Source organism: Luteibacter anthropi, from assembly GCF_011759365.1.
In the GTDB taxonomy this organism is placed as follows: Bacteria; Pseudomonadota; Gammaproteobacteria; order Xanthomonadales; family Rhodanobacteraceae; genus Luteibacter; species Luteibacter anthropi.
In genome coordinates this window covers 179,433-201,078 of sequence record NZ_JAARLZ010000010.1, presented here as the reverse complement: position 1 = coordinate 201,078, position 21,646 = coordinate 179,433, and the positions used below count along the sequence as shown (strand labels likewise).

Annotated in this window: 17 protein-coding genes; 13 read left to right on the top strand and 4 right to left on the bottom strand. The window is 65.4% G+C overall.

The annotated features are described in order from the left end of the window. The coding region (locus tag HBF25_RS17630; protein ID WP_166950731.1) for an integrase core domain-containing protein at positions 1-278 on the top strand (278 nt) is incomplete at its 5' end. Between the two features lie 76 nt (positions 279-354). Here the strand turns inward: HBF25_RS17630 and HBF25_RS17625 are convergent. The 4 genes from HBF25_RS17625 to trxA all read right to left on the bottom strand — a co-directional run bounded on the left by HBF25_RS17625 (position 355) and on the right by trxA (position 5,073). Further along, the gene (locus HBF25_RS17625) at positions 355-1,053 is read right to left on the bottom strand and encodes a UPF0149 family protein (RefSeq protein WP_166950750.1); all 699 of its coding nucleotides are present in this window, start codon (positions 1,051-1,053) and stop codon (positions 355-357) included. Between the two features lie 6 nt (positions 1,054-1,059). Next, entirely contained in the window at positions 1,060-2,430 is a 1,371-nt protein-coding gene (locus tag HBF25_RS17620) for a glutamate--cysteine ligase (RefSeq protein ID WP_166950729.1), read from the bottom strand. 313 nt (positions 2,431-2,743) lie between these two features. Next, positions 2,744-4,576: a transcription termination factor Rho gene (rho, locus tag HBF25_RS17615; RefSeq protein ID WP_166950727.1), complete on the bottom strand. Its 1,833-nt coding sequence runs from the start codon at positions 4,574-4,576 to the stop codon at positions 2,744-2,746. A gap of 170 nt (positions 4,577-4,746) precedes the next feature. Further along, positions 4,747-5,073 (bottom strand): thioredoxin TrxA, encoded by a 327-nt coding sequence (gene trxA / locus HBF25_RS17610; RefSeq protein ID WP_166950725.1) that lies wholly within the window; start codon positions 5,071-5,073, stop codon positions 4,747-4,749. 428 nt (positions 5,074-5,501) lie between these two features. On the opposite strand from trxA, the gene HBF25_RS17605 reads away from it, so the two are divergent. The 12 genes from HBF25_RS17605 to HBF25_RS17550 all read left to right on the top strand — a co-directional run bounded on the left by HBF25_RS17605 (position 5,502) and on the right by HBF25_RS17550 (position 21,616). After that, entirely contained in the window at positions 5,502-7,244 is a 1,743-nt protein-coding gene (locus HBF25_RS17605) for a DEAD/DEAH box helicase (RefSeq protein ID WP_166950723.1), read from the top strand. Positions 7,245-7,440: 196 nt separating this feature from the next. Further along, entirely contained in the window at positions 7,441-8,118 is a 678-nt protein-coding gene (ftsE, locus tag HBF25_RS17600) for a cell division ATP-binding protein FtsE (RefSeq protein WP_166950721.1), read from the top strand. After that, positions 8,115-9,095 (top strand): permease-like cell division protein FtsX, encoded by a 981-nt coding sequence (gene ftsX, locus HBF25_RS17595; RefSeq protein WP_166950719.1) that lies wholly within the window; start codon positions 8,115-8,117, stop codon positions 9,093-9,095. The genes ftsE and ftsX overlap by 4 nt, the downstream gene beginning before the upstream one ends. A 10-nt stretch (positions 9,096-9,105) precedes the next feature. After that, complete coding sequence (locus HBF25_RS17590; protein ID WP_166950717.1) at positions 9,106-9,948, top strand: response regulator; 843 nt, start codon at positions 9,106-9,108, stop codon at positions 9,946-9,948. Then, positions 9,945-10,649: a uracil-DNA glycosylase gene (gene ung / locus HBF25_RS17585; RefSeq protein ID WP_166950715.1), complete on the top strand. Its 705-nt coding sequence runs from the start codon at positions 9,945-9,947 to the stop codon at positions 10,647-10,649. The genes HBF25_RS17590 and ung overlap by 4 nt, the downstream gene beginning before the upstream one ends. A gap of 408 nt (positions 10,650-11,057) precedes the next feature. Further along, complete coding sequence (gene rpoH, locus HBF25_RS17580) at positions 11,058-11,918, top strand: RNA polymerase sigma factor RpoH (RefSeq protein ID WP_166950713.1); 861 nt, start codon at positions 11,058-11,060, stop codon at positions 11,916-11,918. An 81-nt stretch (positions 11,919-11,999) separates the two neighbouring features. Beyond that, entirely contained in the window at positions 12,000-12,686 is a 687-nt protein-coding gene (locus tag HBF25_RS17575; protein ID WP_166950711.1) for a response regulator transcription factor, read from the top strand. After that, positions 12,670-14,148, top strand: coding sequence for a sensor histidine kinase (locus HBF25_RS17570; RefSeq protein ID WP_243853294.1), 1,479 nt, complete (start codon positions 12,670-12,672; stop codon positions 14,146-14,148). The genes HBF25_RS17575 and HBF25_RS17570 overlap by 17 nt, the downstream gene beginning before the upstream one ends. A 134-nt stretch (positions 14,149-14,282) precedes the next feature. Then, complete coding sequence (locus HBF25_RS17565) at positions 14,283-17,486, top strand: efflux RND transporter permease subunit (RefSeq protein ID WP_166950709.1); 3,204 nt, start codon at positions 14,283-14,285, stop codon at positions 17,484-17,486. Beyond that, entirely contained in the window at positions 17,476-18,648 is a 1,173-nt protein-coding gene (locus HBF25_RS17560; protein ID WP_166950707.1) for an efflux RND transporter periplasmic adaptor subunit, read from the top strand. Before HBF25_RS17565 ends, HBF25_RS17560 begins: the two co-directional genes overlap by 11 nt. Next, positions 18,635-20,059: an efflux transporter outer membrane subunit gene (locus tag HBF25_RS17555; protein WP_166950705.1), complete on the top strand. Its 1,425-nt coding sequence runs from the start codon at positions 18,635-18,637 to the stop codon at positions 20,057-20,059. Before HBF25_RS17560 ends, HBF25_RS17555 begins: the two co-directional genes overlap by 14 nt. 159 nt (positions 20,060-20,218) lie before the next feature. Continuing rightward, a complete protein-coding gene (locus HBF25_RS17550; protein WP_166950703.1) occupies positions 20,219-21,616 on the top strand; it encodes a coniferyl aldehyde dehydrogenase in 1,398 nt (465 codons plus the stop codon). Positions 21,617-21,646 lie beyond the last annotated feature (30 nt).

Sequence of the window (21,646 nt, the reverse complement as noted above, 5' to 3'; positions counted from 1 at the left end):
AAGGCTGCCAATACACCTCCGATCGCTTCGTCGCTCATCTGGCCCAGCACGGGGCCATCCAAAGCATGAGCCGTAAGGGCAATTGCTGGGACAACGCGGTGGTCGAGCGGGTGTTTCGCAGTCTCAAGCAGGAATGGCTGGATGCCGAGCCGTTCCCCACCCGGGAAGCGGCTCGAACCGAAGTCATCGACTACCTGATCCGCTACTACAACCAGGAGCGACTACACTCCTCGCTCGATTACCGACCGCCAGCGGAGTTTGAGGCACTGGCGGCTTAACGCTCCTATCTGTGGTCCTCAAATACCCGGCCACTTCAGGCACGCTCCTACAGGAGGGGGCTGGAGGTTTGTGGGGTTAGTCCTGGTTGCCGCAGCACTTCTTGAACTTCTTGCCGCTGCCGCAGGAGCAGGCGTCGTTACGGCCGACCTTGGCCGCATCGCGGCGCACGGTCTGCCCGTGCTGCGGATGACGACGGCGGTACAGCGTGGCCAGCTGGAACGGAATCTCGTTGAGCAGGGTCATGCGCTCTTCGAACGACGGCAGCGCAACCTCCGGCGTACCGGGCACCGGATCGGTCTGGTCGGCCGTAAGGGTGAGTAGCATGCCGACAAACGGGTAGAGGCTTTCGTCCATCCATTCGGACCAGGCTTCTTCCCACTCACCCATGGCCATGCGGAAGCCGAGCGCCCAGTCGCTGGCGATGGGAAAATCGCCCGTATACGAGCTGACGTCGTCGATCTCATCGAATTCTTCCGGCGAATCGATGAAGGGCAGCGAGTCTTCAGCCAGTGCGATCGGGTCACCGGCAACACGCGCGGCGATGACCGCCCAGAACTCGTTGAGCAGCGCGTGGACTTCATCACGCACCGCAGCCGACGGCCACGGCAGGGCATCGTCCTGTTCCAGGACCTCCATGCACTCATCGACGCCAACCTCGACGGGCCCCACCAGCGCAGCGGAGAACAATCCATCGAGCGTTTCGAGCGAGTAACGGTTGGTGGTGGCGAGAAGTTCGTCCAGCCGGCCGAGCTTCGTATCGTTCATCTGCATCATGCAATCTCAGTAAGCGTATTCGCGAAACAGCGGATCGACGCTGCCATGCCACTTGCCGTGGAACAGTTCGAGCTTCGTATCCGCCTGGGTCTTGCCGGAGAGGGCGATCTCAAGCAGCGGTTCGAGGTAGATCGATTCGTCGGCGCCGCGCGAACCCTGCTGGTTGCGACGCTTCAGGCCGTGCTCGGCGATCTTCAGCGACTCCAGTGCAAGTTCACGCACATGGTGGCCACGGAACGGCAGCGCCAGCGCATGCTCGGGCACGCCATCGCGCAAGGCATGGCGTTCGGCCTTGCTGAAATCCTTCACCAGGTCCCAGGCGGCATCGAGGGCCACATCGTCGTACAGCAGGCCGACCCAGTAGGCCGGCAGCGCACACAGCTGGTTCCAGGTGCTGGTGTCGGCACCACGCATTTCCAGGTACTGCTTCAGGCGCACTTCCGGGAAGGCCGTGGTGAGGTGGTCGGCCCAGTCCTTCATGGTGGGCTTCTCACCCGGCAGGGCGCTCAGCTCGCCGCGCATGAAGCGCTTGAAGTCCTGGCCCGAAAGGTCGATGTACTTGCCATCGCGATAGCTGAAGTACATCGGCACGTCGAGGATGTAATCCACGTAACGCTCGTAGCCGAAGCCTTCTTCGAAGACGAAGTCGAGCATGCCGGTGCGATCGGCATCGGTGTCCGTCCACACGTGCGAGCGATACGACTTGTAGCCGTTGGGCTTGCCTTCGGTGAATGGCGAGTTGGCGAACAGCGCCGTGGCGATCGGCTGCAACGCGAGCGCAACACGGAACTTCTTCACCATGTCGGCTTCGGTCGCGTAATCGAGGTTCACCTGCACGGTGCAGGTGCGCGTCATCATGTCCAGGCCGAGCGAGCCGACCTTGGGCATGTATTCGCGCATGATCTTGTAGCGGCCCTTGGGCATCCACGGCATCTGGTCGCGACGCCACTTTGGCTGGAAGCCCATGCCGAAGAATCCGATGCCGAACTCGTCGGCAATGGAGCGCACTTCCTGGAGGTGGGTGCTGACTTCGTCGCAGGTCTGGTGAATGGTCTCCAGCGGTGCGCCGGAAAGCTCCAGCTGGCCGGCCGGCTCCAGAGTGATGTTGGCCTTGCCCTTGGTGAGCGCGACGGGCGTGTCGCCTTCACGCGCAATTTCCCAGTCGTATCGCGACGCCAGCCCTTCGAGAATGGCGCGGATGCCCGGACGCTCTCCCTCGAACGGCGGCGGTGTCAGGTCGTCGGTGTAGAAGCCGAATTTCTCGTGTTCGGTGCCGATGCGCCACTGTTCCCGCGGCTTTTCGCCCTCGGCGAGGTAGGCGACCAGGTCGTTGCGGTCACCGATGGGCGTGCTCTTGGCTGCGCTGGGGATGGACACGGACTTTCCTTGGAGAATGAACGGCTGCGATGCCGGAGCCGCTCATATGGGGGCGGTCCTGCCGGGAAAAAGGGATCATCCCATGGCGCCGCGGCAGGGTAGCAAAAAGAAGCCAACTTCGTGTCGCTACAGGCCTTTTTCCTGTACTGGTTTGCCTTCCCAGTAGCTGAAAAGCAAAAGGCCCCGGTGCATGCACCAGGGCCTTTGCCGGCCGGGAGCTCCCAACCCTTTCGATCGTCGGCCGGGAACTCCCAACCGACGCGTTACGACTGCCAGACGACTTTTTGAATTATCGGGCAGTGGCGGCGTTCGTTTATCGCTTCATCGAATTGAAGAACTCGTCGTTCGACTTGGTGTTCTTCATGCGGTCGAGCATGAACTCCATCGCGGCCAGCTCGTCCATCGGGTGGAGGAGCTTGCGCAGGATCCAGATCTTCGCCAGGAGGTCCGGCTCGATGAGGAGATCTTCGCGGCGGGTGCCCGAACGGTTGATGTCGATGGCGGGGTAGACGCGCTTCTCGGAGATGCGGCGGGACAGGTGCACTTCCATGTTGCCCGTGCCCTTGAACTCTTCGTAGATCACCTCGTCCATCTTCGAGCCGGTGTCCGTGAGGGCCGTGGCGATGATGGTGAGGCTGCCGCCTTCCTCGACGTTGCGTGCCGCGCCGAAGAAACGCTTCGGGCGCTGCAGCGCGTTGGCGTCGACACCACCGGTGAGCACCTTGCCGGAGCTGGGTACCACGGTGTTGTAGGCACGGGCGAGGCGGGTGATGGAGTCGAGCAGGATCACGACGTCCTTCTTGTGCTCGACCAGGCGCTTGGCGCGCTCGATCACCATCTCGGCGACCTGCACGTGGCGCACGGCCGGCTCGTCGAAGGTGGAGCTGATCACTTCGGCGCGGACGGTACGGGCGATTTCCGTGACTTCTTCCGGACGCTCGTCGATCAGCAGCATGATCAGGTGGACGTCGGGATGGTTGTACTGGATGGCCTGCGCGATGTTCTGCAGCATCATCGTCTTACCGGACTTCGGCTGGGAGACGATGAGGCCGCGCTGGCCGCGACCGATGGGCGCCACGAGGTCGAGGATGCGGCCCGTGATGTCCTCGGTGGAGCCATTGCCGCGCTCCAGCTTGAATGCCTTGCGCGGGAACAGCGGGGTGAGGTTTTCGAACAATAGCTTGTTCTTCGACGCTTCCGGCGGATCGCCGTTGATGTCGTCGACCTTGAGCATGGCGAAGTAGCGCTCGCCTTCCTTCGGGTGGCGCACGCGTCCGGTGATGTAGTCGCCGGTACGCAGGTTGAAGCGGCGGATCTGGCTGGGCGACACGTAGATGTCGTCCGGGCCGGCCAGGTAGGACTCGTCGGCCGAGCGCAGGAAGCCGAAGCCGTCCTGGAGGATTTCGAGCACGCCTTCGGCCCAGATGCCGCCGCCCGAACGGGCGTGAGCCTTGAGCACGCTGAAGACGACGTCCTGCTTGCGCTGGCGGGCCACGCCTTCGCGAATACCCAGCGACTCGGCGAACTCCAGGAGCTGGATCGAGTTCTTGCGCTTGAGTTCGGTGAGGTTGATCAGGCGATCGTTGCTGCCGGCGTCGGCGTTCTCGTCGTCGTCGACGGGGTAGCCGTTGTTATTGTTGTTGCGCGGATGCTGGTAATTGCCGTTGTTACCGTTGTTGCCATTACCGTTGCCACCCTGGCGCTGCGGCGGACGGTCATTGCGGTCGTTACGGTCATTGCGCTCGTTGCGACGGCGGCGGCCGCGGCCTTCGCGATCGTTGCGATTGCCCTGACCCTGGCCACCCTGGTTATTGCCACCACCCTGGTTCGGGTTGTTGGCCTGGGCGACGGGCTGGTACGGATTGGGCTGCTGGGCCGGTGCGTTGCCACCCTCGCGCGGCGCTTCGGCCGGAGCGGGGGCAGGGGCCGACTTCGCCTCGACAGGAGGCAGCGGGGGCAGTTGCAGTTCGGCCTGCGGTGCGGGAGCCGGAGCGGGCGCCTTGGCCGGAGCCGGTGCGCTCGTCTCGACCGCGGGTGCTTCGGCGGCCGGCGCCGCCTTGCGGCGCGTGCGGGGACGCGGTTCAGTCGCAGGCGTGTCGCCGGCGCCCTTGGCGTCGATGGAGTCTTTGGTTTCGATATCGGACACGGGCAAACCTCACGGGGCGCCGTTGGAAGAAAAATGGGAGAGGGTTCGCAGCGAAGGGGACAAGTGCATGTCCCGGCGAACACCTAGAGCCTAGCATCGCGTGAGGCGCGAGGTAAAGCGCCCCACGCGGCGGCTGTGTAAAGCGTCAAAGCTAAAGCGTAAAGAAAGCCTTAAATGGACTTTTCGATCAGCTGGGCCAGCTGGCTCTTGCCAACGGCGCCGATCTGGGTGCCCGCGACCTTGCCATCCTTGAACACCATGAGGGTGGGGATGCCACGGATGCCGAACTGGCGCGGGGTGGCCTGGTTCTCGTCGATATTGATCTTGACGATCTTGATCTTGCCTTCGTATTCGCCGGCGAGCTGATCCAGGACCGGAGCGATCGACTTGCACGGACCGCACCACTCCGCCCAGAAATCGAGCAGGACAGGGGTTTCGGACTCAAGCACGTCCTTCGAGAAGGCGGCATCGCTGGTATGGGTGATCTTGTCGCTCACCGTGGTCTCCAAAAAAAGTGAAAAAGGGGGATTGACGACCCTGACGCTGGCATCGGCTACACTTAGGAGCCCCATGTCGCGGGTCCAACCGGAACCGAAGGTCTTGGCCATTGCAGCCGGCGGCCCTCATTCCAACCCAACTAGGGGCGCGATTCAAGCAATTCAAGGCCACCGCCGGGTGGTTTCCGTTGACATAGGTGAACCGGTTTCCGTAGCCGGTTCACCTATGCCAGCGGAAGCCGTCGGGCCGGCCACCTCCGCCTCCGGCCTTCGCGCGCCGGGCGCGTCGACAGCCCGCCGGACTGACAACCGGCCGCTCCCGACTCTCCCGTGACGCCGGCCGGATTATCCTCTCCGTCCCGTGGTGAACTTGCCGCAGGGACGGCGCCGCGTATGCGCGGCGCGTGCTTCCAGGCTTCCCATACACCATGTCCGAAACCGTTCTCACCGACGTCTTCTACGAAAACCTCGACCTCCACCCGCTGCTTCACCAGGGCCTTGCCGCCGCCGGCATTACCCGTTGCACGCCGATCCAGGCGCTGACCCTCCCGGTCGCCCTCACCGGCCGCGACGTGGCCGGCCAGGCCCAGACGGGCACGGGCAAGACCTTCGCCTTCCTCGTGGCGCTGGTCGATCGCCTGCTCAAGAACCCGGCCCACGCCAACCGCAAGGATTCCGATCCGCGCGCGCTGGTGATCGCGCCCACCCGCGAGCTGGCTATCCAGATCGAGAAGGATTTCCGCACCATCGGCAAGGCCACCGGCCTGCGCAGCGCCCTCATCTACGGCGGCGTCGACTACGACAAGCAGCGCCAGCAGCTGCGCGACGGCTGCGACATCATCATCGCCACCCCGGGCCGCCTGCTCGACTACTACAAGCAGGACGTCTTCGGCTTCGGCAGCGTCGAGGTGATGGTCATCGACGAAGCCGATCGCATGTTCGACCTGGGCTTCATCAAGGACGTACGCTTCATCTTCCGTCGCCTGCCGGCCCGCGAGCAGCGCCAGGTGCTGCTGTTCTCCGCCACCTTGAGCCACCGCGTGCTGGAGCTGGCCTACGAGCACATGCACGAGGCCGAGAAGCTGGTGGTGGAGACCGAAAACGTCACCGCCGACCGCGTGCGCCAGGTCGTCTACTTCCCGTCGAAGGAAGAAAAGATGCCGCTGCTGTTCAACCTGCTCGAACAGAGCAAGGCGGAGCGCAGCATCATCTTCGTGAACACCAAGGCCGCTGCCGAACGCATCACCGACCGCCTGAAGCGGCATAACTTCCGCGTGGGCGCCATCTCCGGCGACGTGCCGCAGGTGAAGCGCCAGAAGCTGTTGCAGCGTTTCCAGGACGGCCAGATCGACATCCTGGTGGCCACCGACGTGGCCGCGCGCGGCCTGCACATTCCGGCCGTGAGCCACGTCTTCAACTACGACCTCCCGCAGGACGCCGAAGACTACGTGCACCGCATCGGCCGTACCGCGCGCCTGGGTGCCGAGGGCGATGCGATCAGCTTCGCCTGCGACCTCTACGCGATGGGCCTGCCGGACATCGAGACCTACATCAACCAGAAGATCCCCACCGCCTCCATCGAGGCGCAGATGCTGGTCATGCCGGCGCCGCGCCCGCGTGCCGATGGCGTACAGGACGAAGTGGACGATCCCAACGACAACGACGGTCACGTGCCCACCCGTGGCGCGCCGCCGGAGAAGGGTGGTCGTGGTGGTGGCCGTGGCGGTCGCAGTGGTTCGCGTCCGGGCGAGCGCTCGGGCGAACGTTCCGGCAGCCGCGAGCGTCGTCCGCGCGTGCCTCGCGAAGACAAGCCGGCTTCCACCGAAGTGCCGGTGAAGACCGTGGTGGTGGCCGAAACCGTCGCCGATCTGCCGGCCGCCGCCGAAGCCATCGGTGCCGATGGTGCCGCGAAGAAGCGTCGCCGCCGTCGCGGCGGTCGCGGTCGCGGTCAGCGCGAAGGTGGCGAGAATTCGGCACCGCAGACGCAGAACGGCGGCCGTCCGCAGGCTGAGCCGCGCCAGTCGCAGGCCTCGTCCACGCCGGGTCAGCGTCCCTCGCGCCAGGTGGCCGCCACGCGTCCGGGCAGCAGCCCGAGCCCGGCGCCGGCTGCGCCGGTGAAGGAGAAGGTGGGCTTCTTCCGTCGTATTGGCCGGTTGTTTGGCGGTAACTAAGGTGGCTTTCGCCTTGTAGGGGTCGCGCGCAAGGCGCGCTCCTACAGGGCGGCTTGTGTAGGAGCGCGCCTTGCGCGCGACCCCTGCAACACGACCTGCCCCGATGAACCCCACCTCGCGAACCGCGACCCAGCTTCCCGCAAACCCCCGCCACATCCCGTATCCTCTAGGCCTTCACGGGACAACGGGTAACGCGGTGATCGGTTTCGATCTGGTGAGCAAACGATACGAGGGCGACCACCAAGCCCTCACCGACGTGTCGTTCCGGGTGGACGCGGGCGAGATGGCCTTCGTCACCGGCCACTCCGGCGCCGGCAAGAGCACGCTGCTCAAGCTGCTGGCGATGATCGAACGGCCCACCAATGGCGTGGTCACGCTCGACGGCCAGAAACTCAACACCGTCCGTGCCCATGACATCCCCCGTCTGCGTCGCAAGCTTGGCATGGTCTTCCAGGACCACCGCCTGCTGCTCGATCGCAGCGTCTTCGGCAATGTCGAACTACCCCTGGTGATCGCAGGCGTCGCCCCGTCCGAGCGCAGTCGCCGCGTGCGCGCCGCGCTGGAGAAGGTGGGCCTGCTCAGCTACGAGAAACAGCTGCCGTCGGCCCTGTCCACGGGCGAACAGCAGCGCGTGGGCATTGCGCGCGCCATCGTGGCGAAGCCGGCGGTGCTCATCGCCGACGAACCTACCGGCAACCTCGATCCGCAGCTGGCCATGGAAATCATGAGCCTGTTCGCCGAGTTCCAGCAGGTGGGCACGGCCGTGCTTGTCGCCAGCCACGACCTGATGCTCATCAAACGCATGAAGAAACGCGTGGTCGTGCTCGACCACGGCAAGCTCGTGGCCGACGTGCCCGCGACGGAGGTCCAGTGAATACCGTGCGTGAGCCGCGTCGCGCGGCCGAACCCGAAAAGACCCGCCGCAGCGAACCGCACAAGGTGGGCGCATGGCGCGAACACCACGCATGGAGCCTGTCGATCAGCCTGCGCCGGCTTCGTGCGCGGCCGCTGGGCACCCTGCTCACCGTCGCCGTGATGGGCGTGGCGCTGGCACTGCCCCTGGCGTTCTACCTGCTGCTCGGCAACGTTGAGCGCATGGGCGATGCGCTGGGCCGCAACCAGGCCATCAGCGTCTTCATGAAGCCAGGCCAGAATGCCGGCATGGCCGATACGGCAGCCTCCGCGCTGCGCGGGCGCCCCGAAGTCGCGGACATCACTGTGCGCACGCCGAAGGACGGCCTCGACGAACTGGCCGAAGTGCAGGGTTTTTCCGGCGCACTGCAATCGCTGGATGCCAATCCGCTGCCCTTCGTGCTTTCCGTGCAACCCAAGCCGGGCCTGTCCGCCGATGACGCGGCGCGGCTCGTCGACGCCATGAAGAACACCCCGGGCGTGGACATGGTGCAGGACACCGGTGCATGGCGACAGCGTCTCGATGCCCTGCTGGGCGTCGGCACGCGGGCAGTGACCCTGCTCGCGGGCTTGCTCGGCATGGCTGCGTTGCTAGTGGTCGGCAACACCATTCGCGTGGACATCCTGAGTCGCGCCGAGGAAATCGGCGTGCTCCTGCTCATCGGTGCCAGCAAGCCTTTCGTGCGTCGCCCCTATCTCTATACCGGCGTGTGGCTCGGCTTCCTTGCCGGCGTACTCGCCGTGGCGCTCGCGGTGCTTCTCGAACTGTCGATGGTCGGCCCGGTATCGCGTCTGGCGGCGGCCTACGACGGCAGTGTCAGCTTCGGCGGCCTGCCTGCGTGGCTGCTGGTGTCCGTGCCGTTCGCCGCGGCCTTGCTTGGCTGGCTGGGTGCCCGCCTGGTGAGTGCGCGGCAGATCCGCCGCATGGCGGCTGCCTGAGGAAACGACGATGGGGGCGGGCACTCGGATCGGTTCGGCGGCGGGGGCCGCGCCGCGCATCCTGCTGGTGGACGGCTCGAAGGTCGTCCGCCAGCTGATCACCCGCGTGGTGAAGGCGGAAGTGCCCGATGTCGAGATCGTGGCCGTGGCCACGGGCGCCGATGCCCAGGCCGAGCTCCAGCACGGCGTTTTCGACTTCATCACCGTCGCCCTGCGCCTGTCCGACATGGATGGCCTGGCACTGGCGCGCTACGTGCGCGAATCCGCGCCGCAGATCTACATGCCCATCGTGGTGGTATCGGGTGACGTCGAGCAACGCCTGCAACGGCGCGAGCTGGGCGAGTTCGTCACCGATTACTTCGACAAGTCGCTGGGTTTCCAGGCGCTGGCGGAATTCATCCGCGGCTATGTGTCGCCCGAAGGCGGCGCGGAAGGCGAGGTACTCTACGTCGAGGACAGCCGCGTGGTGGCGCTTGCCACGCGCCGCATGATGGAAAAATACGGTCTCACCGTGCACCACGTCATCAGCGCCGAGGATGCACTGGCCCATCTTCGCGCGGCGAAGGCACGGGGTGAGATGGGCGCCGACGTGGTCCTCACCGATGTCAGCCTCAAGGGCGAACTCACCGGTGGCGATCTCGTGGAACGCATCCGCAATGAATTCGGTTACGGCAAGGGGCGGCTGCCCACCCTGGTCATGACCGGCGACGAAAACCCGGCCAACCAGACGGCCCTGCTGCGTGCGGGCGCCAACGATCTGGTGGAAAAGCCGGTGGAGGAAAGGCTCTTGATCACCAAACTGCTGTTCCAGCTGCGCGTGGCGCGGCACCTGCGCGAAAGGACCGAAGGTTGAACGATCGCGTCCGCCTCGAACCCTCCTGGAAGGAGCGTATCGGCTCCTATCTCGACCGCCCCGACATGCATGCGCTGTCGACCTTCCTGCGTGACGAAAAGGCCCAGGGCAAGGTCATCTACCCGCCGGGCCCGGAGATCTTCAACGCCTTCACCCATACGCCGTTCGATCGCGTGCGCGTGGTGATCCTGGGGCAGGATCCGTATCACGGTCCCGGCCAGGCCCACGGCCTCAGCTTCTCCGTGCGCCCCGGCGTGCGCGTACCGCCGTCGCTGCTGAACATGTTCAAGGAGATCGAGGATTCCCTGGGCATCCCGCGCCCCGACCACGGCTGCCTCACCCCATGGGCCGACCGCGGCGTGCTGCTGCTCAACGCCTCGCTCACCGTGGAGGCCGGGCAGGCCGCCTCGCACCAGGGCAAGGGCTGGGAAGGTTTCACCGACGCGGCCATCGACGCACTCAACCGCGAGCGCGAGGGCCTGGTCTTCATGCTGTGGGGCAGCCACGCCCAGAAGAAGGGCCAGCTGATCGACGGCAAGCGCCACTGCATCCTGCGCAGCGTCCACCCTTCGCCCCTGTCGGCCCACCGGGGCTTCATGGGCTGCGGCCACTTCGCCAAGGCCAACGACTACTTCGCCTCCCGCGGCGAGCCGCCCATCGACTGGTCGCTGCCGCGGCGGGCGGAACTGGACGTTTCGTAAGCGGCCGGGGCCTCCTGGCCTTGGCAAAAGCGCATCCCGCCCTAGATAGGGGTGTAAGCCATGTCCTGGCACATCCCGTAGGCCCCCCGTCGAAACGGGCTCCCGATTGTTGACGTCCAGGACTATCGCTTTTGCGCGAGGCGGTTGAAAGCGTTCCGGTCGTCCCCATATTTTCCTTGCGCGACAGTTACATGGACGCGCCGACGCTGCCCGCCGGGTACCTCCTGGCCCGGTCGGGCAGTTGTCTGTCGGCTGAATCCCCCGGGCCTCCAACTGGACAATGGGGGGTGGTTTCTGTACTATTGAGTACAGCTAACCGCCCTGGAAGCTCATGTTGAACTTCCGGCGGGGTTAGCACTCCCTAATGGGGACTGCTAACCTGCACCAAGATTTCAGGAGGTTCCACTCATGTCCCAAGCTCTTGCTACCCGTAACTACGGGCTTCCGAGTGTCGTTGGCAGTCTGGATTCCTACATCGCGGCCGTCCATCGCATTCCGGTGCTCAGCCTTGACGAGGAGCAGACGCTTGCGCGGCGCTTCCACGACGACGCCGACCTCGACGCCGCCAAGCAGCTCGTGATGTCCCATCTCCGCTTCGTGGTCCACGTGGCCCGCGGCTACAACGGCTACGGCCTGCAGCTCTCCGACCTGATCCAGGAAGGCAACATCGGCCTGATGAAGGCGGTGAAGCGTTTCGATCCGGACCAGGGCGTGCGCCTGGTCAGCTTCGCGGTGCACTGGATCCGTGCCGAAATGCACGAGTTCATCCTGCGCAACTGGCGCATCGTGAAGGTCGCCACCACCAAGGCCCAGCGCAAGCTGTTCTTCAACCTGCGCAAGAGCAAGAAGCGCCTGGGCTGGATGAACGCCGAAGAAGTTCGCGTGGTTGCCAACGACCTGGGCGTGCCGGAAGCCACGGTGCGCGAGATGGAATCGCGCCTGTCGGGCCGTGACGTGGGCTTCGAAGCCCCGGCCGACGCCGATGACGACGACAAGCCGGCACCGGCCGCCTTCCTCGTCGACGAAGGCGCCGACCCGTACGACAACCTCGCCGAGGCCGATGCGTCGAGCAACCAGATGGGCGCCCTGTCGTCCGCCCTGGCAAACCTCGACAATCGCTCGCGCGACATCATCCAGCGCCGCTGGCTGGCCGAAGACAACAAGGCCACCCTGCAGGATCTGGCTGACGAGTACGGCGTTTCGGCCGAGCGCATCCGCCAGATCGAGGCGAATGCCATGAAGAAGATGCGCGTCGCCATCGCCGCCTGAGCGGCAGGAACGGCGTAAGATCGGAAACGGCTCCCTCCGGGGAGCCGTTTTCCGTTGTCCCCCAGCGTGGAGTCACACAGGATGCCCAGGGCCCTGGTCATCGAAGACGATGAAGTCACCGCCCGCGATATCGTCGCGGAGCTGGGCGCCCACGGCCTTACCGCCGACTGGGTGGCCAATGGCCGCGACGGCCTGCAGCGCGCCCTGGCCGATGGCTACGACATCATCACCCTCGACCGCATGCTTCCCGGCATGGACGGCATCGATGTGGTCTCCGAACTGCGCAAGCGTTCGGTGGAAACGCCGGTGCTCATGATCAGTGCCTTGTCCGACGTGGACGAACGCGTGCGCGGCCTGCGTGCCGGTGGCGACGACTACCTCACCAAGCCTTTTTCACCGGACGAACTCGCCGCCCGCGCCGAGGTGCTGTTGCGCCGCCGCCGCAGTGCGGCCAGCACGCCGGAAACCCGCCTGCGCGTGGACGACCTGGAACTCGATCTGGTCCGTCACAACGCCTTGCGCAAGGGCAAGCCGCTCACGCTGCTGCCCACCGAATTCCGCCTGCTCGAATTCCTGATGCGCAACGCCGGCCAGGTGGTGACGCGGCAGATGATCTTCGAGCACGTGTGGGGCTTCCATTTCGATCCTGGTACCAACGTGATCGATGTCCATATCGGCCGGCTGCGTCGCAAGATCGACGGTGCCGGCGAACAGCCGCTCATCCGTACGGTGCGTGGCTCGGGGTATCTCCTTGCGCCCGCTGACTGACGCCTGGCGTTCGGCCACCTCGCGGCTGATCCTCATCTATGGGGCGCTGTTCGCGATCTGGTGCATCGCACTGGTGGGCGTGGTGCAGTGGGAGTCGTCGAACTACCTGTCCAACGTGGTCGACCAGATGCTGGTCGCGCGTATCCATTACCTGGAGAACACCGATCCCAGGCGCCTGCCGGACACGGTGGATGCCGCGAGTGCCATCGATATCCAGGGCTTCATGTGGGTGGGCCTGTTCGATGCGCAAGGCCACCGCCTTGCCGGCAATATCGACGGCGTGCCCAAGGGTATGTCCGAGGACGGCGTGGTTGTTCCCATCAAGGCGAGTCTTGTCGATTCAAAGCGCGTGGGGCTGACCCGTGCGCGCGGCATTACCCGTGAATTGCCGGGTGGCCAGCGGCTCGTGGTGGCGAAGGAAAGCACCACCATCGACGGCCTCACGGCGATCATCTGCCGCGGCCTGCTCTGGGGCCTGTCACTCACCCTGCTGCCTGGCGTACTTGGCGGCATCCTCATCGCCCGTGGCCCCGCGCGGCGCATCCGCGCCATCCAGCAGGCCATGGAGCCCATCCGCCAGGGCGACCTGAGCGTGCGCCTGCCGGTCTCCCGCGGCGGCGACGAGGTCGACCTGCTGGCCTCGACCGTGAACCAGGCGCTGGGCGAGATCGAGCGCCTGCTGGGCGAGGTGAAGGGAGTCACCGACAACATTGCCCACGACCTGCGCACGCCGCTCACGCGTATGCGCACGCGGCTTTACCGCCTGCAACAGCAGTTCGACGGGCGCCCCGAAGGCCAGCAGCTCGACGACTGCGTGGCCGAGATCGACACCGTGCTGGCGCGCTTCCGCGCCCTGCTGCGCGTGTCGGAACTGGAAGACCGCCAGCGCAGCGCCTGTTTCGCGGCGATGGACCTGGGCACCGTGCTGCGCAACGTGCATGAGTTCTATGCGCCGCTGGCAGAAGACCGCGACCAGTGCTTCGAGCTGGACGTGGACCACCTGCCGGCCCTGCGCGGCGATCCGCAGCTGCTGTTCGAGGCGCTGGCGAACCTGGTCGGCAATGCCATCAAGTTCACCCCCAATGGCGGCAGCATCCGCCTGCGCGCGTTCACCGACACCACCGGCGACGCCCGCATCGACGTGGCCGACACCGGTCCCGGCATTCCGCCCGACGAACGCGAAGCCGTCTTCCGGCGTTTCTACCGGAGCGACGAAACACGGGCCAAGCCCGGCTGCGGCCTGGGCCTGGCCATCGTGAGCGCCATCGTGCGCCTGCACGGGTATTCCCTGTCGGTGGGCGGCGACGAGCGCGGGGCGGTATTCACCGTGCTGTGCCCGGCGGAGCTTCCGCCCCTGGCCGGACGGCTTGCCGCAGCATCCGTCGCTCCGTCCCGGGTGAAAGCGGCCGAGGCGACGCCACTGGGCGACACGCTGCCGGACGTACGCCCGGTCGTGCATTGACGGGCGCAACTCCTTAGCCGGTCAGGCATTTCCGGTGTCCGGCTGGACGTCTAAATAAATCTTAACTACGCCGCAGGAAGGTACGGGCGCAGAATTCGCCGCGACGCAACATTCGCGCACGGAATCCGTCCTCCATGATTGGCATCGTCCGGATCGCACTCTCGCGACCGTATACCTTCGTCGTCCTCGCTCTGCTGATCCTCATCGTGGGTCCGCTGTCCGCGATGCGGACGCCGACGGACATCTTTCCCGACATCAAGATCCCCGTGATCGCGGTGGTCTGGCAGTACACCGGCCTTCCGCCCGACCAGATGGTGGGTCGCGTGTCGTCGCCGTTCGAGCGCGTGCTCACCACCACCGTGAACGACGTGGAGCACATCGAGGCCAACTCGATCTCCGGCTTCGGCATCGTGAAGATCTTCTTCCAGCCCACGGTGGACATCCGCACGGCGAACGCGCAGGTCACTGCCGTCGCGCAGACCCTGCTCAAGCAGCTGCCGGCAGGCAGCACGCCGCCGCTGATCCTGAACTACAACGCCTCGACGGTGCCGATCATCCAGCTCGCGCTGTCGGGCGATGGCCTGACCGAGCAGAACCTCGCCGACCTTGGCCTCAACATCATCCGTCCGCAGCTCACCTCGGTGCCGGGCGCGGCGATCCCGTATCCCTTCGGCGGCAAGACCCGCCAGGTGCAGATCGACATCGATCCGGCGGCCTTGCAGGCGCGTGGGCTGTCGGCGCAGGACGTGGCCAACTCGCTCGCGGCGCAGAACCTGATCACGCCGGTGGGTACGCAGAAGATCGGCGACTTCGAATACACCCTGCAGCTCAATAACTCGCCCTCCGTGGTCGACGAACTGGGCAACCTGCCGGTGAAGGTCGTCAACGGCGCGACGGTGTTCATCCGCGACGTGGCCCACGTGCGCGATGGTTCGCCGCCGCAGACCAACATCGTGCACGTCGATGGCAACCGCTCGGTGCTGATGACGGTGCTGAAGAACGGTTCGGCATCGACGCTGGCGATCATCCAGGGCATCAAGGATCGGGTGGCGGGCATGAAGGATGCCCTGCCCGAGAACCTCAAGATCAGCCCCATCGGTGACCAGTCGCTGTTCGTCAGCGGCGCGATCGCAGGCGTGGCACGCGAAGGTGTCATCGCCGCCGCGCTCACCAGCCTGATGATCCTGTTGTTCCTCGGCAGCTGGCGTTCGACGGTGATCATCGCCACGTCGATCCCGCTGGCCATCCTGGGCGCCATCGCGATGTTGTCGGCGTTCGGCGAGACACTGAACATCATGACGCTGGGTGGCCTCGCGCTCGCGGTGGGCATCCTGGTGGATGACGCCACGGTGACCATCGAGAACATCAACTGGCATCTCGAACACGGCAAGGACGTGGAGACGGCGATCCTCGATGGCGCGGCGCAGATCGTGACGCCGGCCTTCGTCTCGCTGCTGTGCATCTGTATCGTGTTCGTGCCGATGTTTTTCCTGGAAGGCGTCGCCCGCTTCCTCTTCGTGCCGATGGCCGAAGCGGTGATGTTCTCCATGATCTGTTCGTTCATCCTCTCGCGCACACTCGTGCCGACGATGGCGAAGTACCTGCTGCACCCGCATTCGCATGAAGACCCGCATGGCGAGCACGGCAAGGTGTCGCGCAACCCGCTGGTTCGTTTCCAGCGTGGTTTCGAGAAGCGCTTCGAGGCGATCCGCCAGAGTTACCACGGTCTTCTCGAACTCGCGCTGCGCAACAGCCGGCCCTTCGTGATCGGCTTCATGGCCTTCGTGATCCTGTCGTTCGCCCTGGTGCCGATGCTCGGCCGCAACTTCTTCCCGGCGGTGGACTCGGGTCAGATCCTGATGCATGTGCGTGCGCCGGTCGGCACCCGCGTGGAAGAAACCGCCAACCTGTTTGCGGCGGTCACCCGTGAGGTGCGCAAGATCATCCCGGCCGACGAGCTCGGTACCGTGGTGGACAACATGGGCCTGTCGTCGTCGGGCATCAACAACACCTACAACAACACCGGTACCGTCAGCTCCGCCGATGGCGATCTGCAGATCTCGCTGAAAGAAGACCACCGGCCCACGGCGGATTACGTCCGCCAGCTGCGCGAGAAGCTGCCGCGACTGTTCCCCACCGCCACCTTCTCGTTCCCGCCGGCGGACATCATCAGCCAGATCCTGAACTTCGGCTCGCCCGCGCCGATCGACCTGCAGATCCGCGGTCCCAACGTGGCGGCGAACTTCAAGTACGCGGACACGCTGCTGCGTGAGATCCGCCGCGTGCCGGGTGTCGTGGACGCGCGCATCCAGCAGTCGCAGTCCAGTCCGACCTTCAACGTCGATGTGGACCGCAGCCGCGCACAGCAGGTCGGCATCACCGAGCGTGACGTCACCAACAGCCTGGGCGTGAACCTGGCCGGTTCCAGCCAGATCGCACCGACCTTCTGGCTGAACCCGCAGAACGGCGTGTCGTACCCCATCGTGATGCAGACGCCGCAGTACGCGATCGACACGCTGCCCGACCTTGCCAACGTGCCCATCAGTCCCAGCGCGGGCGCGGCAGGTTCGCAGATCCTCGGTGGCCTGGCCTCGTTCAGCCGCACCACCAGCAGCACCGTCGTCAGCCAGTACAACATCAACTCGATGGTGGAAATCTTCGCCACCACGCAGGATCGTGATCTCGGCGGCGTGGCCGCGGATATCCAGAAGATCGTGGACGCGCACAAGAAGGACCTGCCGAAGGCGTCCAGCACCGCGCTGCTGGGTCAGGTGCAGACGATGAACAGCGCCTTCACTGGCCTGATCTTCGGCCTGCTCGGCGCCATCGTGCTGATCTACCTGCTGATCGTGGTGAACTTCCAGTCGTGGGCCGATCCGTTCGTGATCGTCACCGCGCTGCCCGCCGCCATCGCCGGCATCATCTGGATGCTGTTTGCGACGCATACGACGTTGTCGGTGCCCGCGCTCACCGGTGCCATCATGTGCATGGGCGTGGCCACGGCCAACTCCATCCTGGTGGTGAGCTTCTGCCGCGAGCGCCTCGCGGAAACCGGCGACGCCTTCATTGCGGCGTCGGAAGGTGGCTTCGTCCGCTTCCGTCCCGTGCTGATGACCGCGCTGGCCATGATCATCGGCATGCTGCCGATGGCCCTGGGCCTGGGCGAGGGCGGTGAGCAGAACGCGCCGCTCGGTCGCGCCGTGATCGGCGGCCTCATCTTCGCTACCACGGCCACGCTGCTGTTCGTGCCGGTGGTCTTCAACATCGTCCATGGCCGTCGTGGCCACGCCTCCAAAACCCCGGTGAATGCTTCCGGAGAGCCCGCCCATGTCGTCTGATACGAACCACACTCCTCCGCCGCGCCGTCTGCGCCTTGCCGGCGTCATTGCCGCCATCGTGATCCTGGCCATCGTCGTCGCTGGTGTGGCCACCCGCGCCAACGAATCGCGCAACCTGCGCGAGTGGACCAACGAGCAGGCCACGCCGTCTGTCACCCTGGTCAGTCCCGAGGGCGGACAGGGCGGTGGCGACCTCAACCTGCCGGGTCGCCTGCAGGCCTATGCCCGTGCGCCCATCTATGCGCGTACCAGCGGTTACCTGAAGTCGTGGAAGTACGACATCGGGCAGAAAGTGAAGGCCGGCGACGTGCTGGGTGAACTCGAAACCCCCGACCTCGACCAGCAGTTGCTCCAGGCCAAGGCCGACCTCGCCAGCGCACGTGCCAACGAAGCCCTCGCGAAGACGACGGCCACGCGCTGGCAGTCCATGCGCGACTCCGATTCGGTTTCCAAGCAGGAAGTGGACGAAAAGACCGGCGACTACGACGCCAAGCGTGCGCTGGCCGAAGCGGCCCAGGCCAACCTTGAGCGTATCCAGGCCACCAAGGGCTTCGCCAAGCTGGTGGCGCCGTTCGACGGCGTGGTCACGGCGCGCGAGACCGATGTCGGTGCCCTGATCAATGCCGGTGGCGGCGGCCAGGAATTGTTCGTGGTGTCGGACACGCACAAGCTGCGCATGTACGTGAACGTGCCGCAGAACTATGCACCCTCGATCAAGCAGGGCGCGACCGTGAAACTCAGCGTACCGGAATATCCCGGGCAGACCTTCGAGGGCAAGGTGGAATCCACGTCGTCGGCGATCAACGCTGCCAGTGGCACCACGCTGGTCCAGGTGGCGGTCGACAATGACGACGGCAAGCTGCTTCCCGGCAGCTACGCCAGCGTGATCTTCGACCTCCCGGCCAATGCCGCGCTCTTCCGTGTACCGGCCAGCGCGCTCGTATACGACGGCAGTGGCCTGCGCGTGGCCGTCGTCGACGCGCAGAACAAGGTCAGCTTCAAGGACGTGACCATCGCACAGGACTTCGGCAAGACGGTGCAGCTGGCCTCGGGCATCGCCGCGGGCGATCGCCTGATCGAAAGCCCGCCCGACGGCCTGGCCAATGGCGATACCGTGAAGGTGATCCCGGCGAAGAAGGAAGGCGGCAATGGCAAGGCGTGAACCCTTGCGGCTGCTCACGGGCCTGCTGCTTTCAGCGGGTCTCGCGGCCTGCTCGATGGCACCGACGTACAAGGCCCCCGAGGTACCCGTCGCCCCGCAGTTTGCCAACACCGATTCGCCGTGGGTGGAGGCAAAACCGGCCGATCACCTTGATCGTTCGAACTGGTGGGCGCTGTATGGCGATTCGCGCCTCGATGGCTTGCAGGGCCAGCTGCTGAAGAACAACGCCACGCTGGCGGCTGCCTATGCGCATTACCAGCAGGCGGAAGCGTTCACCAAGCAGGCGCGCGCGGGATTGTTCCCGACGTTTGGCCTGAACGGCAACGCCACGCGTAACCGTGAGTCGGACACGAAGCCCCTGCGCGGTGCCACGTCGCCTGCGTATTACAACTCCTACACCATCAACGGCCAGCTCGATTACGAGGTGGACCTGTGGGGGCGCGTGCGCGACACCGTCGCGGCGGGCACCGCGGAACAGATGGCCTCGGCCGCCGATCTGGCGGGTGCGCAGCTCAGCCTGCAAGCCCAGCTCGCGGACAACTACCTCCAGCTCAATGGGCAGGATCGCCAGATCAAGGTGCTCAACGAAAGCATCGTCGCCTTCACCAAGGCACTGGAACTGACCCAGTCACGCCATGACGGCGGCATCGCATCGGGGCTGGACGTCGCACGTGCGCAGACCCAGCTGTCCAACGCGAAGTCGCAGCTGACCCAGGCGCAGGCGCAACGCGCGGTGGTATTGCATGCCATCGCGGTGCTGGTGGGCGACAACGCGTCCACGTTTGCCCTCGACACGAAGGACGACGCCGTCAAGGTGCCGACCATTCCGCTGGAAGTGCCGTCGGCCTTGTTGCAGCGTCGTCCCGATATCGCGGCGGCGGAGCGTCGTACGGCTGCGGCCAATGCACGCATTGGCGTAGCGCGCGCGGCATTCTTCCCGCAGATCACGCTGGACGGGCAGGGCGGCTGGCAGAGCAGTGCGTGGGGCAACATTGCCACGGCACCGAACCGCTTCTGGGCCATTGGCCCCACTGCGTTGCTGAACATCTTCGATGGTGGCCGCCGCAAGGCCGCAGTGGAGTCGGCGAAGGCCGCGACGGACGAAGCGGGCGCGAAGTATCGTGACGTGGTGCTCAACGCGTTCGCACAGGTGGAAGACAACCTCACTCTGTTGCGCGATCTCGGCACGGCGCTGACCGACCAGCGAGCCGCGGCCGACGCTGCGCAGAAGTCGGTGGACCTGTCGCTCAATCGCTATCGCGAAGGCGCCGTGGGTTACCTCGACGTGGTGCAGGCGCAGACCTCCGAGCTGGATGCGCGTCGCAGCGTGATCGACCTGGAAACCCGTCAGCTCCGTGCCAGCGTGGCGCTGATCCGCGCGCTGGGTGGCGGTTGGTCCACCGGCGCCTGAGGAGCCATCCTGCGTTCTCTGCGCCGCCCGATGGCGCCGCCCTTGTAGGAGCGCGCCTCGCGCGCGACCGGTCATCGCGAACCCCATCAACGCCTCGCGCGAATCGGTCGCGCGCGAGGCGCGCTCCTACAACAGCATCCGGGGTGTTAGCCTCGGCGGATGCAGGACATCCTCAGCCGCCAGCGCCACGCCCAGTACACAGAAGGCACCCCGGGTGCCGCCGTCCGCATCGATCGCCTCGACCGTGCCATCGGCATCCTTGTCGACCACGCGCGCGAGATCGCCGACGCCCTGCGCGAAGACTTCGGTCACCGCTCCATCGAAGGTTCCCTCATCACCGATGTCGCGGCGTCCATCGAGCCGCTGAAGCACGCCAGGCGCCACGTCAGGCACTGGATGCGACGCGAGCGTCGCGCGGTGACACCCGCAGCCCTCGCCCTGCTCGGCGCACGCGCCTGGGTGGACTACCAGCCCAAGGGCGTCGTGGGCGTCATCGCCCCCTGGAACTTTCCGTTCAACCTCACCTTCTCGCCCCTGGCAGGCATTCTCGCGGCAGGCAACCGCGCGATGATCAAGCCCTCGGAATTCACGCCCCGGTCGTCGGCGCTGATGCAGTCGATGGTCGCGAAGGCTTTCGATCCTGCCGAGCTGGTAGTCGTAACCGGTGATCAGTCGGTCGGCGAGGCGTTCGCTGCGCTGCCTTTCGATCACCTGCTTTTTACCGGTGCCACGCAGGTCGCGAAACATGTGATGCGCGCCGCCGCAACCAACCTCGTGCCGGTGACGCTGGAACTGGGCGGGAAGTCGCCGGCCATCATCGGCCCCGATGCCGACCTGGACATGGCGGCCGATCGCCTGCTCTTCGGCAAGACGCTCAATGCAGGGCAGATATGTGTTGCCCCGGACTACGCCCTTGTGCCGCAGGAGAAGGTGGACGCCTTGGTAGCAGCGCTGGCAGCAGGTTTCTCGCGCATGTTTCCATCGCTGCAGGACAAGGGTGACTACACGAGCATCATCAGCGACCGTCATCTGGAACGTTTGCAGGATTATCTCGCCGACGCGCGTGAAAAAGGTGCGGTCGTGCGGTCGCTTCACCCGGCCACGGAAATTGTCCGGGAACGCAGGCTTCCGATGCATGTCGTGCTGGAGCCCAGCGACGACATGCGGGTGATGCAGGAAGAAATCTTCGGTCCGATCTTGCCGATCATAGGTTATGACCGGCTCGAAGATGCGATTGCCCATGTCAATGCACGTCCAAGGCCCCTGGCCCTGTACTACTTCGGAAACGACCGGGCCATGCAGGAAAAGGTACTCTCCGGCATCGTGGCCGGTGGCATCACCCTCAATGACACCGTCATGCATCTGACCATGGACAACCTGCCTTTCGGCGGTACGGGTTCTTCAGGCATGGGTGCCTACCATGGCTTTGACGGCTTTCGCACGTTCAGCCACGCACGCGGTGTTTACCAGCAAGGGTGGTTCGATACAGGCCGACTGCTACGGCCTCCCTACGGCAAACTCGTCGCCCGCCTGCTGAAAGCAAAAATCACCCGCTGACCCTGTAGGAGCACGCCTTGCGCGCGACCG

Excerpts from the sequence above, each read along its gene's own strand:
- HBF25_RS17625 (WP_166950750.1), bottom strand. The coding sequence starts at position 1,053 with ATGATGCAGATGAACGATACGAAGCTCGGCCGGCTGGACGAACTTCTC.
- HBF25_RS17605 (WP_166950723.1), top strand. The coding sequence starts at position 5,502 with ATGTCCGAAACCGTTCTCACCGACGTCTTCTACGAAAACCTCGACCTC.
- HBF25_RS17590 (WP_166950717.1), top strand. The coding sequence starts at position 9,106 with ATGGGGGCGGGCACTCGGATCGGTTCGGCGGCGGGGGCCGCGCCGCGC.
- rpoH (WP_166950713.1), top strand. The coding sequence starts at position 11,058 with ATGTCCCAAGCTCTTGCTACCCGTAACTACGGGCTTCCGAGTGTCGTT.
- HBF25_RS17575 (WP_166950711.1), top strand. The coding sequence starts at position 12,000 with ATGCCCAGGGCCCTGGTCATCGAAGACGATGAAGTCACCGCCCGCGAT.
- HBF25_RS17565 (WP_166950709.1), top strand. The coding sequence starts at position 14,283 with ATGATTGGCATCGTCCGGATCGCACTCTCGCGACCGTATACCTTCGTC.
- HBF25_RS17560 (WP_166950707.1), top strand. The coding sequence starts at position 17,476 with ATGTCGTCTGATACGAACCACACTCCTCCGCCGCGCCGTCTGCGCCTT.
- HBF25_RS17555 (WP_166950705.1), top strand. The coding sequence starts at position 18,635 with ATGGCAAGGCGTGAACCCTTGCGGCTGCTCACGGGCCTGCTGCTTTCA.
- HBF25_RS17550 (WP_166950703.1), top strand. The coding sequence starts at position 20,219 with ATGCAGGACATCCTCAGCCGCCAGCGCCACGCCCAGTACACAGAAGGC.